The organism is Fusobacterium necrogenes (assembly GCF_900450765.1).
Lineage (GTDB): Bacteria > Fusobacteriota > Fusobacteriia > Fusobacteriales > Fusobacteriaceae > Fusobacterium_A > Fusobacterium_A necrogenes.
Map to the genome: position 1 here is coordinate 927849 of NZ_UGGU01000003.1, position 12740 is coordinate 940588.

Annotated in this window: 13 protein-coding genes; all 13 read right to left on the minus strand. The window is 31.1% G+C overall.

Features of this window, described 5'->3' with window-relative positions; translation table 11 throughout:
• Positions 1-12: 12 nt before the first annotated feature.
• The 13 genes from pepV to hpt all read right to left on the minus strand — a co-directional run bounded on the left by pepV (position 13) and on the right by hpt (position 12672).
• Entirely contained in the window at positions 13-1395 is a 1383-nt protein-coding gene (gene pepV / locus DYA59_RS04655) for a dipeptidase PepV (RefSeq protein ID WP_115269855.1), read from the minus strand.
• A 20-nt stretch (positions 1396-1415) separates the two neighbouring features.
• Positions 1416-2141 carry an MlaA family lipoprotein gene (locus tag DYA59_RS04660; RefSeq protein WP_115269857.1) on the minus strand — a complete coding sequence of 242 codons (726 nt, stop codon included), beginning with the start codon at positions 2139-2141 and terminating at the stop codon, positions 1416-1418.
• Entirely contained in the window at positions 2128-3405 is a 1278-nt protein-coding gene (locus DYA59_RS04665) for an alpha/beta fold hydrolase family protein (protein ID WP_115269859.1), read from the minus strand. The genes DYA59_RS04660 and DYA59_RS04665 overlap by 14 nt, the downstream gene beginning before the upstream one ends.
• Positions 3406-3640: 235 nt before the next feature.
• Positions 3641-3919 carry an HU family DNA-binding protein gene (locus tag DYA59_RS04670; RefSeq protein WP_115269861.1) on the minus strand — a complete coding sequence of 93 codons (279 nt, stop codon included), beginning with the start codon at positions 3917-3919 and terminating at the stop codon, positions 3641-3643.
• Positions 3920-4020: 101 nt separating this feature from the next.
• On the minus strand, positions 4021-8373 hold the full coding sequence (locus tag DYA59_RS04675) for a PolC-type DNA polymerase III (RefSeq protein WP_115269863.1): 4353 nt from the start codon (positions 8371-8373) through the stop codon (positions 4021-4023).
• A 17-nt stretch (positions 8374-8390) separates the two neighbouring features.
• Positions 8391-8954, minus strand: a complete 564-nt coding sequence (locus DYA59_RS04680) for an RNA methyltransferase (protein WP_115269865.1) — start codon at positions 8952-8954, stop codon at positions 8391-8393.
• Complete coding sequence (locus tag DYA59_RS04685; protein ID WP_115271486.1) at positions 8944-9480, minus strand: gamma carbonic anhydrase family protein; 537 nt, start codon at positions 9478-9480, stop codon at positions 8944-8946. The genes DYA59_RS04680 and DYA59_RS04685 overlap by 11 nt, the downstream gene beginning before the upstream one ends.
• Entirely contained in the window at positions 9470-10204 is a 735-nt protein-coding gene (gene trmD / locus DYA59_RS04690; RefSeq protein WP_115269867.1) for a tRNA (guanosine(37)-N1)-methyltransferase TrmD, read from the minus strand. Before trmD ends, DYA59_RS04685 begins: the two co-directional genes overlap by 11 nt.
• 1 nt (position 10205) lies before the next feature.
• A complete protein-coding gene (rimM, locus tag DYA59_RS04695; protein WP_005887248.1) occupies positions 10206-10757 on the minus strand; it encodes a ribosome maturation factor RimM in 552 nt (183 codons plus the stop codon).
• A gap of 8 nt (positions 10758-10765) precedes the next feature.
• The gene (locus DYA59_RS04700) at positions 10766-11005 is read right to left on the minus strand and encodes a KH domain-containing protein (protein ID WP_005887246.1); all 240 of its coding nucleotides are present in this window, start codon (positions 11003-11005) and stop codon (positions 10766-10768) included.
• A gap of 12 nt (positions 11006-11017) precedes the next feature.
• Positions 11018-11278: a DUF4911 domain-containing protein gene (locus DYA59_RS04705; protein WP_005887244.1), complete on the minus strand. Its 261-nt coding sequence runs from the start codon at positions 11276-11278 to the stop codon at positions 11018-11020.
• A 65-nt stretch (positions 11279-11343) separates the two neighbouring features.
• On the minus strand, positions 11344-12138 hold the full coding sequence (gene rsmA / locus DYA59_RS04710; protein WP_115269869.1) for a 16S rRNA (adenine(1518)-N(6)/adenine(1519)-N(6))-dimethyltransferase RsmA: 795 nt from the start codon (positions 12136-12138) through the stop codon (positions 11344-11346).
• A 12-nt stretch (positions 12139-12150) separates the two neighbouring features.
• Positions 12151-12672, minus strand: a complete 522-nt coding sequence (hpt, locus tag DYA59_RS04715; RefSeq protein ID WP_115269871.1) for a hypoxanthine phosphoribosyltransferase — start codon at positions 12670-12672, stop codon at positions 12151-12153.
• Positions 12673-12740: the final 68 nt, after the last annotated feature.

The following is a 12740-nucleotide window of genomic DNA, read 5'->3' on the forward strand; positions in this document are numbered from 1 at the left end:
TATAAAAATATCCTATTTTGCTAATTTATAAATAGCTTCTGTATAAATTCTTAATAATGTATCTATTTTATCTACCTCTAAATACTCATTTTTTTGATGCATATTATCTACTTGAGATGAAAGTAAAGCTCCAAAAGCAACTCCATTAGTTACCGTTCTAGCATAAGTCCCTCCACCAATAGCGATAGGCTCACTTATAGTATCTCCAGTTATGTCTTTATAGATACCCATAAGAGTAGATACTAAGAAACTATCTTTTGCTACGTAAAGTGAAGCAGTATTTCCAGCTACTTCTACTTCCATTTTATCTTCAACTTTTTCTTTTATTATATTTATAATCTTTATATTATCTACATGAACTGGACATCTTATATCTATACAAACTTCTAAGATTCCATCTTTTAATGTGGTTTTTCCTATATTTAAAGTAAGTTCTCCACTTTCACTATCTTCAAAATTAACACCTAAAGATTTTCCATTTAACTCCATTTTAATGTAAGCGTTGAAGAACTCTACCAGAGATTTTAGCTCCTCATTTTTTACATCTACAAGTTTTAAAAACTCAAATAGTGCTGATACAGAGTTGTATCCTAATTTTGGCTTAGAAGCATGAGCAGATTTACCATAAGAGTTGATTAAATAGTTTTCTCCTACTAACTCACAAGTTACTTTATACTCTTTATCTGCATTATATTTTTCTATTGCTTCCTCTACTCCAGCTACAAATGATTTAGGAATATTTAATTCACATCTCTCTGGAACAGAGTTAAAAGCATTTCCTCCTACAAGTGATACCTCTTTTAAAGTAGGATAATTGTTATTTAATATAATATGTACTATTCCCTTTTCAGCAAAAGTAACTGGAAAATTCGAATCTGGTGTAAAAGCTAATGTAGGTTGTGGCATCTTTAAAGTATTGAAATAGTAGTCCATACACTTACTTCCACTCTCTTCATTTGCTCCTAATATCATTCTAACTTTTCTATTTAATTTTATTCCAGAATCCATTATAGTTTTCATAGCATATAGGCAGATTACAGAGGGTCCCTTATCATCTAGTGTTCCTCTTCCATATATTTTACCATCTACAATAGCACCACTATATGGAGGATAATCCCAATCTTCTCCTTCTGGTACAACGTCTACGTGTCCTAATACTCCTAGTACCTCTTCTCCCTCTCCAAACTCTATTGTTATAGCATAATTATTATAGTTGACTACTTCAAATCCTAATTCTTTTCCTAATTCTGCAAAATAATTTAACGCTTTAGCTGGTCCCTCTCCAAAAGGCATCCCTTGTCTACTTTCTTCCAGTGTACTCTTTATTTGTACAGAGCCTTGTATATGTTTTATAACTTCATTTTTATATGATAAAACTTTTTCTTGTAAATCCATAATAACCTCCATATTTTTTATTAAAAGACTTCACTTCCTAATTCAATTTGTAATCTTCTATACTTACAATACAAAAATCTAATATACTCATATTCAAAAGGAGAACCTGTCTGATGGTATTCAAAAGGAATTCCAGCTCTTTTATCAATTGCATAAAGAATAGAAACACTTGTATTATTTAATATATCTAAATCACTTGTATAATATAGCATCCCTCTACTAAAAATATCAACTCCCATTCCAAAAGCATCTCTTAAAGAACTTGGACCTAAAATTGGTAAAATCAAATATGGTCCCTTTCTTACGCCATAATGGGCTAGAGTAAGTCCAAAATCTTCATACGGTTTCGGCATTCCCATATTAGATGCTACATCTACAATCCCCCCAATTCCCACAGCACTATTCATAGTAAATCTTCCGATTGCTCTCATTGCCTTTTTTATTTTCAATTGGAGAAGAGAATTACCTGTCGTAGAAATATTTTGTGCATTATTAAAGAAATTTTTCACTCCTTTTCTCAACAATTCTGGAGTAATAGCTCTATAAAATTTTACTGAAGGTAAGAATATATACTTATCAAACTGATAGTTGAAGTAATAGATTCTTCTATTGATAGGCTCCAATGGGTCATACACCTCAAAATATTCAAAAGAGTTATCTATATTTTTTACTTCCTCACTCTCTTTAGAAAAAGTTGTGATAGATAAAATCAACATAAATATAATAATTAATCTATTTATTTTCATACTCTACATCTCCTTTTTCTAAAAAATCTAACATAACTTTTACATTAGGAGTAAAAAACATATTTCCACAGTGCCCTCCGTATGGATAAATTATCAATCTATCATTAAAAGTTGCCTTTAAAAACTCTATATCTTCACTATCTAATATCAATTCATCAGCATTGGTAACAGCCATTATTTTAGGAGTATTTTTTAAATAATCCTCTATATAGTTTAATCTAGCCTTTATCAATAAATCCTCTAACTCTAACTCTTTTCCTAACTTTTCTTGATAATATGGTAAAGCTAATCTCTCAATATACTCTTCAAAAGTTGCAAAATTAATTTTTTTAAAATTTTCAAACATAGGAGTAAATTTTCCAACTGGTTCTTTTACATAGACTCCTCTATTATTTAACACATCTACTATATAGTTTAAATCAATAGAAGTCAATCTAAAAGCTCCACCTATAAGCTGCTCCATCTCCTTATCACTCAATTGTTTTTGTGAAAATATCTTGTAAATTGTTTCTACATCAACAGAAGAATACTCTGGTAATGTATTACTTACAACTGTATCTATTATATTCTCTATCATTTGAGATATCTTTTCTGCCCTCTCTTCTTCAGGAAAATACATATATTTATCCAATTTTTGTGCAGATTTATATAGATCCACAGCTGGATTTATCATAAATACTCTTTTAAAATTAAAATCTTTTTCCCTTTCATCTATCCATGATAGTATTCCAGCCTCTGTTCCACCAAGACTATATCCTACTAGATAATAGTCACTAACCTCCACCTTATCAGAAATTTTTTTATTAATCTCTTTCATTACTTTGTAGATATCCTCTGAATCTTCTACTATCATTCCTGGCATCTTGCTTGTAGAAGCATTGATGACAAAGTTGCTATTCATAGGAGAAGAGATAGATACTACATGATAGCCAGCATCATAGAAAATTCTCTGAAAATACTCCATTCTTATTGAATTATGAGCTGACCCTGTCCCTGCTAATAAGAATACTAAGGGAGCTTTTTTATTTTGAGAAACTAATGAAAACTTAAATCCTTCATTATACCAAAAATGCTCTGGTATATCCTTTTTTTGAGACAATTTTATTTTATATTCTTTCACCGGAACTTCTTTGCTAACACCTTCGATCATAAGCGTTGAACTTCCCAATATTGTCGCCATATTAGGATTTTTAATCGGATAATTATATTCAGCAAAAGTCAGAAATGAAAAAAACAAAAATATTACAAATAAATATTTTTTCATGTATCCTCCAAATTTCTTACATTTTCTTTATGTTTTATTGTACTTTAATTTTTAATATTTTTCAAGTAAATAAAATAACTCAAGAATATATCTACTCTAAATAATAAAGAGCAAGTAAGATTTATACAATAAAATTCAAATACTGAATTTAAGTATTTATTCTCTACTTGCTCATTTAATTTTACAAAGCTCCATCATTCCTGAGTTTTATATTATTATGTAACAATTTTTAAAATTATTTATTTACCTTTTCAGATAAAGATTTTCCTGCTTTAAATTTAACAGCTTTTTTAGCTTCAACTTTCATTTCTTCACCAGTTTGAGGATTTCTACAAGTTCTAGCAGCTCTTTCTGTTACTTCAAATTTTCCAAATCCTAAGAAAGAAATTTCATCTCCTTTTGTTAAAACCTCCTCTATTGTTGCTAAAAATGCCATCGCTTTTTTTTCTGCATCAACTTTAGTTGTGAATTCCCCTTTTTCAAAATACAAATCTACAAACTCTTTTTTAGTCATTTGATAATCCTCCTTATTCTTTTTAGCAATTATTACAAGTATCGCTACTATCTTTTATACCACAACATCTCTAATTTTACAACTATTTTTCAATATTTTTTCTAAAAAAGGGAGATTTGATTTGTCTCATTCAATGAGTCTATAGCCTTTATTGTCTTTAATTTATCAATTGTTGTTTGTGATGCTTTAGTTCTTCTTTTAAAATCTTCAAATGACAAAAATTTACTTTCTTCTCTTTCTTTAATAATATTATCTATAACTGCTCCTCCAAGCCCAGAAAGAGCTATAAGAGGTACTCTAATTTTTCCATCTTCAATAATAAACTTTATTCCTTCGGACCTGTATATATCTATTGGTAAAAACTCTATACCTCTAGCATACATCTCTACAATAATTTCACATATAGCCATTTCAGTTTTTTTCTTTACATCTAATTTTGCTTCCTTAGAAAGAATTTCTAGATGAGACTGAGCTACCTTTGAATTTCCCATTATCTCATAATCAAAATCTTCAGCCTTTCTCGATAGATATGCAGCATAGAAAGCTAGCGGATAGTGTACTTTGAAATAAGCTATTCTCATAGCCATCATAACATAAGCAACTGCATGTCCTTTAGGAAACATGTATTTTATCCTCCTGCAAGACTCTATATACCATTCCGCTACATTATGCTCTTTCATTAAATCTGAATAAACTTTCCACCCTTCTGGATTCTTAGTAGGCTGACCTTTTCTCACAAACTCCATTATTTTAAAAGCTGTTCCTTTCTCTATTCCTTGATCAATAAGATAGTTCATTATGTCATCACGTACTGTAATTACCTGTGAAAGAGTAGCTTGTTTCTTTCTAATAAACTCTTGAGCATTATTAAGCCATACATCTGTACCATGAGAAAGCCCTGATATTCTTACAAGCTCAGCAAAAGTTTTAGGCATAGTATCTATTAGCATCTGACGCACAAATGGAGTCCCAAACTCTGGTACTCCAAAAGTCCCTACTACAGAGTTTATTTGCTCTGAAGTAACACCTAAAGATTCTGTGCTTGAAAATATTTTTAATGTATCTGGATCAGATAATGGAATAGAATAAATATCTACTCCTGTGTATTCTTGCAAAAGTTTTATTGTAGTTGGATCATCATGTCCTAATATATCTAATTTTACTAATTGTTCATCCATCACATGATAATCAAAATGTGTTGTAATAGAATCATTTTTTTCATCATTAGCTGGTTTTTGAACAGGACAAAATTCATATATAGTATGATCATGAGGTACTACTACCATCCCACCTGGATGTTGACCTGTAGTCTTTTTTGCTCCTTCACACTTTTTAGCAAGTCTCAATATCTCTGCTTTATTATTTTTTATATCATGTTCTTCATAAAACTTTCTCACATAACCTTCCGCATTTTTCTCAGCAAGAGTCGATATTGTTCCAGCTTTAAATACATTTTCTTTTCCAAACATTTGCTCACAATATCTATGTATCTCTGATTGATACTCCCCAGAAAAATTTAAATCAATATCTGGAACCTTATCTCCATTAAATCCCATAAAGACCTCAAATGGTATAGAGTATCCATCTCTTTTATATGGTTTTCCACACTTAGGACAATTTTTTTCTGGTAAGTCAATACCTACTCCCTCTCTCTCAATAAATTCAGAGTTTTTACACTCTGGATTAGTACAGATATAGTGAGGATATAGAGCATTAACCTCAGTTATTCCCATCATAAAAGCTACTAATGAAGACCCTACAGAGCCTCTAGAACCAACTAAGTATCCACTATCTAAAGATTTTTTAACAAGCTTTTGTGCCGATAGATAAAGTACAGAGAATCCATTTCCAATGATAGCATTTAGCTCTCTTTCTATTCTAGCATTGACTATCTCTGGAAGAGGATTTCCATATATTCTATAAGCTTTTTCATATGTCATCTCTCTAACTATATTCTCAGCATTGTCTATCTTTGGTGGATAAAACCCATCTGGTACAGGTTTTATCTTCTCTATCTTGTCAGCTATTAGGTTGGTATTAGTTACAACTATTTCACGAGCTATATCCTTTCCCAAGTAACTAAACTCTTCTAACATCTCATCTGTGGTTCTAAAATAAAATTTATTATCTATCTTATATTGATTTGCTCTAAATACATTTCCACTTCCATATAGTAGGATACTTCTTATCTTATAATCTTTCTCATCTAGATAGTGTACATTAGAGCTAGCTGTAACTAGAATACCTCTCTCTTTAGCTAAGTTGTAAAAATATCTATTCATATCCTCAATAGCTTTAAAAGATGAGATACTTCCTGTTCCATCATCTTCGTAAATTTCAGAGTAAGCCCCCTTAGGGAGTAATTCTATATAGTCATAAAAACCAATACTTCTTTCGATACTCTCATAGTCATATCTCATATAGTAATCTGTAAGCTCTCCATCATTGGAAAAATGTACAGTCATAGAGCTTCCTACTATCAGCCCCTCTCTATATTTTTCCAGATGAGATTTTAAAATTCTAGGTTTTTTATTTCCATAGTAGTCTATATGAGCTTCTGAAACTAGCTTGTACATATTTTTTAATCCATCAAGATTTTGGACTAGTACCATTACATTGTGGGTATCCTGTTTTTTATAGTTTATTGGAAAAGCTCCTGTTATCTCATTTAGATTAGTGACTCCCTTCTCTATATATCTCTCCATAAATATGATAAACATATTAGCAGTAGCTTGTGAGTCATCAACAGCTCTGTGGTGGCTCTCCAATGAAAGTCCCAATACCTTATTTAAGTTTTTCAGTCCATACCCTTTTAAGTCTGGGTATAAGTCCCTTGCCATCTGTAATGTATCTATTATTGCTGGAGTGTAATCATATCCTAAAAGTCTTTTTACATCTCTTCTTATAAATCCCATGTCGAAAGCTGCATTGTGGGCTACCATTGTAGCATCTCCCACAAATTCCATAAACTTTGGCAGTACCTCTTCAATGGTTGGCATATTATCTACCATATCTTGAGTTATATTTGTCAATTCTTGAATTTTCTTCGGTATAGGTTTTTGAGGATTTACAAGTTGAGAAAATCTATCTACTATTCTATTCCCTCTTAATTTTACAGCTCCTATCTCTATTATCTCATGCTCATGAGAGTTAAGTCCCATAGTTTCCAAGTCGAATACAACAAAATTCTCTTCTAATAGAGGTACATCTTTAGGATTTCTTACCATAAGAACTTCATCGTCTACCATATACATCTCACAACCAAGTATAGGTTTTATATCCTTTCCCTTAGCTGCTTTATAAGCAAATGGGAAAGAGTGTACAACAGCATAATCTGTAATAGCCACAGCAGAGTGTCCAAATTTTATAGCCTGTTTTATAATATCAGCTATATCAGTTACCCCTACCATCTCACTCATCTTACTGTGAGTGTGTAGTTCTACCATTTTTACTTCAGCTTTATCCTCCTTTTCCTCCTTTACCTTATCAAGCTTATTGATAGAGTTTATCATTATTATCTCTTCATTATCAGAGAATCTATCAGTTTGCTTTTTACCATTTATCTTTACAAAATCTCCAATTTTTATATCTAGAGGTTTATCTTTTTCTAAGAAGATTTTTGTAGTAAGAGAGGTATGGTTATCAGTTATTCTAATAGTCTGAATTACTCTATCATTTTTTATATCTCTAGACTCCATTCCAAAGATCTCTCCCTCTACTACACAAGTATCATCATCATAGAGTTCGAAAAACTCCTCTAGTGGAATAGAACTTCCTTTAATCTCCTTAGCTTTATTAGCTGAAAAACCTCCCCCTTTAGAGAAGTTAGCACTTTTTATAACTACTTCTTGAGCCTTTGGCTTATTAGAATTTTGTTCAGCAATTTTTTTATTCTCCATATCAATCTTTGCTGAAAGAGTGATGATCTCTTTTTGTTTTTCCTCTTCTATTTTAGATACCTCTTGTGAGAAATCTCCCAATACAAACTTTACCTTGAAATTATATATTCCAAAATTTTCTAGAATTGTTTCTAGCTTCTCATCTATTTGAGAACTTCTCAAAATATCAATAGCACTCTGCTCAGCAAGAGTAATATTGATGCTCTCATTTTCAATACTTATTCTATATAGGTATAAAAAAGATTTAGAGATAGCGTTTCTAGCTTTCAATCTTATGATTGCTCTCTCTACTATCTCTATTAATTGCTCTTTTCTTATATCATTTTCAGAAAAACTTACTGTAAAATCTACCTCTAACTCTTTACCAAAGTTTTTCTTAATATTTTCATAGATGACATCTAATTCATTTAACTCATCAACTGAAGGAACATTACATATAAATCTCATCTTTTTATTTCTTTCTGAAAATATAATCTCTGTAACATCTACATTTTTTATACCCATTTTTCTAAAGATACCATCTTGTGGTTTTATTCTTATCTCATTTCTATTCATTGTTCCTCCAAAAAGAGTTATTTTTCTCCTAATAATCTGTCTAATATGATAGCTACTGCTGCTCTTACAGAAAGATGATTATACTCTGTATTAGCTCTAATTGGTTCAAGAACAGAATCAGACATATCCATTACCTCATCTGTAAGCCCCCATCCTGTTCCAAACAATAATAGATATGGTTTATCATCTTCTAATAACTTATTAGATAACTCTTTATATTTTATTGTATTAGAAAAAACTCTAGCTGAAGTAGCTATTATAACAGGTCTTTGCCCTTCTCTTTTTTCTATTTCAGCAATAGTATCTTCTATACTATTCATCACTTTAGTAATAGAAAAAGCATCTTCTCTATCTTTGTTAAATTGTCCTCCTGTTCCTTCTTGCCAATAACCAATTATTCTTTCAGTCAACATCTTTTGGGCATCTACTGGAACTATAAGTCTATACCCAGCTATATTATATGTTCTACAACTTCTTGAAATATCGTGTATATCAAAGTTTGTAACCGACGTACACACTACATTATTATTTTTATTATATACAGGATAGTGAACTAATCCTAAATAAACTTTATTTCTCATCTTCTCTCCTATTTAACTTTTTTAAATCCTTATATTTGTCTATATCTTCTAAATAAACTTTATAGGCATGTAAAAGATACTCTTTGTTTTCTTCATTCAAGGGTCTAATTACTCTTGCTGGAGATCCAGCTATTAAACTCCCCTCTCCTGCTTGGAGTTTTGGAGTTACAACAGAACCAGCAGCTACTAGACAGTTTTTAGGAATTACACTTTCATTTAAAAGTATACTTCCCATACCGATTACACAGTTATCTCCAATAGTACAACCATGTATAATGCAGTTGTGTCCAATAGTTACTCTCTCTCCTATAGTTACTGGATATGAAGTATCTCCATGAACTGTACAATTATCTTGAATATTAGAATCTCTTCCCACAGTAATCTTGCTCATATCAGCTCTCACAACAGCTCCAAACCAGATAGATACATTTTCATTTGTAACTACCTCTCCTATTACAGTGGCATTCTCCGCTATATAGTTATTCTCTCCTATTTTTGGAGTTTTTTCTCCCAACTTATATATCATTTTTTTCCTTTCCAAGCTCTCTTTTAATCTCAGCTAAAAGCTTTTTCTCCTCTTTGCTTAACTCTCTTCCCACAAGTAGATCTCTTCTTCTTAGATAAGTTCTTTTCAAACTCTCCTTTAATCTCCAAGTTTCTATATTCTTGTGGTGTCCAGAAAGTAACACTTCAGGAACTTTCATCCCCTCATATTCAGCTGGTCTTGTATAGTGAGGATAATCTAAAAGTCCATTGAAAAAAGAGTCATTCTCATAGGATTCTTTTTTGATTACACCAGGAACAAGTCTAGCTATACAATCTGCCATCATCATAGCTGGTAACTCTCCCCCTGTCAAAACAAAATCCCCAATGGAAACTTCCAAATCAACTTTACTCTCTACTACTCTCTCATCTATTCCCTCATAGTGTCCAGCTATGATAGTTATCTCCTCTTCCTGAGCCAACTCAATAGCAAGTTTTTGATTAAATTTCACGCCTTGAGGAGTGGTATAGATTACCTTTCCCTTTACAGTTTCTAGAGCTCTAAAAAGTGGCTCTGGTTTTATAACCATTCCAGCTCCTCCACCAAAAGGCATATCATCAGCTTGTTTATGTTTGTCATAACAAAAATCTCTGATATTTACAATATTTATCTCTAAAAGATTTTTTTCAAGAGCTTTTCCTATTATACTTTCACTTTTAAATCCTGAAAACATCTCAGGAAAAAGAGTAAGAATATTAATTTTCATATTACTCCTCGTCCATTCCATCATCTTGTTGATATTTTTTTCCCTTTTCCTCTTTCATTCCTTCAATTAGATGGATATATATTACTCTTTTATCAAAATCTATCTTCTTTACAAACTCATCTATATCTGGAACCATAACTTCACACTTAGCTGACTCTATCACTAAGATATCGTGAGCAGCTGTTTCAAAAATATCAACTACTGTTCCTAACTCTTCTTCAGTATCTATATCTATCGCCTTCATATTTAGTAAGTCATTTAATAGGTATTCATCTTCTCCAACACCTAATATCTCTCTTCTTACTTTTATAAATCCATTTTTTAAATTTCCAGCTTCTGTCTTGTTAGTTATCTCTTCAAACTCTAATACACACTTATTTCCCACTAGATGAGAAGCAGATTTTACTGTAAGGATTCTTTGATTATTCTCCCCTACTTCCACTACTATTCTATTATTTAATAGTATCTCAATATTTTCAATATTAGATACAACCTTTACTGCTCCTTTTAGATGGTGAGTTCCAGATATTTTTCCTACTGTTAAAAGCTCCATACTACCCCCTAGTCTAAAAACTCTACATTTACATTTAGTTTATCTTTTACTCCAGCTGCTTGCATAACTCCTCTTATTGCATTAGCTGTAAGTCCATTCTTTCCTATTATTTTTCCCATCTCTCCTTGGGCTACACTTACTTTGAATATAACAGTATCATCTACTACATCATAAGTGATTCTTGTTTCAGAGTTATTATCTACTAATTCTCCAATTATATATTGCATTAATTTTTCTAATTTTTCCATTTTTCCTCCTAGTTACTTTTTATTTATGTATAGAGAGCCCTTCCAAGGTCCCTCTTCTGTTATTTTTGCCTCTACTCCATAGTTTTTATCTAAGTCTTCTATAATAGTCCTTACAAAATCTTTGAAATCATCAGTAGAGATTACATTTACAATACCAGCATTGGCATCTACTGTTCTCACTACTCCTATTCCTTCATAAGCTTCTATTACCTTATTGATAAAATCTATGTCCTCTTTTCTACTCTGTATTAAAAACTCATAGCTTGATAACATAGTTCCTCCAAACCTTCTATATAAAAATTCAAGAATAACGAAAAAGGTTATTCTTGATTTTTTAATTACTTATTTTCAAATATTAATATCAATCTTATAAAATCCTCTATTGAAAGATTTTCTGCTCTCTCTGTTTCTGGTATCTCTGCCTTAGCTAATATAACTCTCAACTCATCTTTAGAATATCCTAGAGTAGAGAAGTTATTTAATAGATTTTTTCTCTTATTTGAGAAACCAGCTTTTACATATTTAAAGAAAGTATCCTCATCAACTTGATTTATATATCTATTGTCCTTGTAAAGTTTAATAGACATAAAAGCAGAGTCTACCTTAGGAATAGGAGTAAAGAACTCCTTAGGGATAGTGAATAGATATTCAGCCTCTCCATAATATTTCACAGCAAGAGTTAAAACACTTCTCTCCTTACCCTTTTTAGCACAAACTCTTTCAGCTACCTCTTTTTGAACCATAATATATATCTCATCTATTACATCTCTATTCTCTATAAGCTTATTGATTATAGGTGAAGTGATATAGTATGGAATATTAGCAACTACCTTTGTCCCAGCTCCTACATAGGCTCTCAAGTCAGTTTCTAATACATCGTTCATTACAAGAGTATATTTAGGATTTTCATCAAATTTTTTTCTTAAGATTTTTTCTAAATCTCTATCTATCTCCACAGTTACAACTTTTTTGGCTGTATCAAGAAGTAGAGCAGTCAAAGCCCCCTCCCCTGGTCCTATCTCTAGTACAGTATCTTCAGCTTGCACATTGGATACTTCCATAATTTTTCTTAATATTGCTTTTTGATCAGTTAAAAAATTTTGCCCAAATTTCTTTTTATGTTTAAAGGACATTTTCTCCTCCAATTATTTTTTTACAATAATACCTATATAAGGCAAATTTCTATGGTATTGATCATAGTCTAATCCATAACCTACAACAAATTCATCTGGAATTTTAAATCCTATATAATCTCCTTTTATTTCAGCAGTTCTTCTACTTGGCTTGTCCAATAAAGTACAAATTTTTAAGCTTTTAGCCCCCCTCTTTTGCAACATTTTTTTTACATAACTCAATGTTAATCCAGTATCTATTATATCTTCAATGATTAAAACTTCTTTATCTTTTACATCAACATCTATATCTTTTAGTACATTAATTACTCCTGTACTTGTTGTTCCAGAATAACTAGAAACACTCATAAAATCAATCACAATCGGCAAATTTATTTCTTTTATCAAATCTGTCATAAACATTACAGAGCCTTTTAATAGCCCAATAACTAAAATTTCTCTTCCTTGATAATCTTTTTCGAGCTCTTTTGCTAATTCTTTGATTCTTTTCTCCACTTCCTTTCTCGTTAAAAGTGTTTTTATAGTATATTCCACCCTATTTCCTCCTTTTAAAACATAACTTTACCAAGTTATATTTTAATAAAATCAATTACGATATATTT

Coding starts and splice junctions, on each gene's coding strand:
- trmD (WP_115269867.1), bottom strand. CDS start 10,204: ATGAAAATTAATATTCTTACTCTTTTTCCTGAGATGTTTTCAGGATTT.
- DYA59_RS04680 (WP_115269865.1), bottom strand. CDS start 8,954: ATGAGAAATAAAGTTTATTTAGGATTAGTTCACTATCCTGTATATAAT.
- rimM (WP_005887248.1), bottom strand. CDS start 10,757: ATGGAGCTTTTAACAGTAGGAAAAATATCTGGAACTCACCATCTAAAA.
- pepV (WP_115269855.1), bottom strand. CDS start 1,395: ATGGATTTACAAGAAAAAGTTTTATCATATAAAAATGAAGTTATAAAA.
- DYA59_RS04685 (WP_115271486.1), bottom strand. CDS start 9,480: ATGATATATAAGTTGGGAGAAAAAACTCCAAAAATAGGAGAGAATAAC.
- DYA59_RS04675 (WP_115269863.1), bottom strand. CDS start 8,373: ATGAATAGAAATGAGATAAGAATAAAACCACAAGATGGTATCTTTAGA.
- DYA59_RS04670 (WP_115269861.1), bottom strand. CDS start 3,919: ATGACTAAAAAAGAGTTTGTAGATTTGTATTTTGAAAAAGGGGAATTC.
- DYA59_RS04665 (WP_115269859.1), bottom strand. CDS start 3,405: ATGAAAAAATATTTATTTGTAATATTTTTGTTTTTTTCATTTCTGACT.
- DYA59_RS04700 (WP_005887246.1), bottom strand. CDS start 11,005: ATGGAAAAATTAGAAAAATTAATGCAATATATAATTGGAGAATTAGTA.
- rsmA (WP_115269869.1), bottom strand. CDS start 12,138: ATGTCCTTTAAACATAAAAAGAAATTTGGGCAAAATTTTTTAACTGAT.
- DYA59_RS04705 (WP_005887244.1), bottom strand. CDS start 11,278: ATGTTATCAAGCTATGAGTTTTTAATACAGAGTAGAAAAGAGGACATA.
- DYA59_RS04660 (WP_115269857.1), bottom strand. CDS start 2,141: ATGAAAATAAATAGATTAATTATTATATTTATGTTGATTTTATCTATC.